This window comes from Corallococcus sp. AB049A (genome assembly GCF_003668885.1).
GTDB classification, from domain to species: Bacteria; Myxococcota; Myxococcia; order Myxococcales; family Myxococcaceae; genus Corallococcus; species Corallococcus interemptor.
This window is the reverse complement of the sequence record NZ_RAWL01000831.1, coordinates 1-981: the sequence shown is the minus strand read 5'-3', so window position 1 is coordinate 981 and position 981 is coordinate 1. Positions and strand designations below refer to the sequence as shown.

2 protein-coding genes are annotated in these 981 nt (G+C 63.8%); one reads left to right on the top strand and one right to left on the bottom strand.

Annotation, left to right across the window (positions count from 1 at the left end; translation table 11 throughout):
• A partial coding sequence (locus D7X55_RS45820; protein ID WP_233610387.1) for a hypothetical protein occupies positions 1-272 on the top strand: 272 nt, incomplete at its 5' end.
• Between the two features lie 220 nt (positions 273-492).
• Here D7X55_RS45820 and D7X55_RS45815 read toward each other — a convergent pair.
• Positions 493-981 (bottom strand): hypothetical protein (locus D7X55_RS45815; RefSeq protein WP_199747353.1); only part of this gene is annotated, 489 nt, incomplete at its 5' end.

The window sequence follows — 981 nt, the reverse complement described above, 5'->3', positions numbered from 1 at the left end:
ACCTGGTTTCGGCCTTGGCGGAGTTTCACGTTCAGCAGGCCCGCAATAGATCCGCGAATGACATCCGCGAGTTCGATAGGGAGGATCGGATGATCTTTCCCTACGAAATCCTTGGATGGCTCCGCCTGCGCGAATGGGCCGGCCGGGCAAATCCATCTGCCTTCTCCCATCCCTTAATGAACCAGCCCTTGGCCTGGCTGCCCGCCGAACCAGTACCAGCCTGGACAACCCCGATGCTTGATCAAGCGCTGGCCGCTGCCAAGGGCTTCTGAAATCGCATCATCAGCGCATCAATCCATACCGATCTTCGATTTCTTCAGACGTTCATGACGTCCGCCGTGTCGACCAAGGTCGACACCTACCCAGGCGGGAATACCTCGGTGTTGCTCTGGTAGGTGCCAACCCTGGTTGGCAAGCTCACATCGCCCGGTAGGTGCCAACCTTGGTTGGCACGGAAGCGCCGACCAAGGTCGGCCTCCACCAGGGCGGCCCTTACTGAGCCAGCTTCGCCTTCAGCGTGGCGATCAGCTTCACCGGCGCTTCGGCGGTGGCCGGCAGGCCACGCGGGTCGACCGCGGAGATGTAGGCACCTGCATCAACCGCCACCACGCGGACCAGGAAGTTGCTGCCTTCGTAGGCCACGTCGTACGAGCCCAGCAGCTGCGCGCGGCTGGCAATGGTCACGCCTTCGACGCCTTCCAGTGCGGTACCGACCTTGGCGAAGGCTTCATCCTTGCCACCGGCAATGGTGAAACCGGTGTTGCCCACCGCCGGGGCTGCGGCGACCGGCGCCGCCGGCTTGGTGGCCGAGGCCAGTGTCGGCACCTTGTTGTCGGTGGTGGCGTTGGGCAGGTTCAGGTCCGGCGGTACTTCCAGCGGGCGCATTTCCGGGGCCAGGGCGTAGTCGCCCTTGACGCCACGCTTGAAGCAGCCGGTGGTGCCGGCCGCAACAGCTACAGCAAACAGGGCGTAGGACAGCAC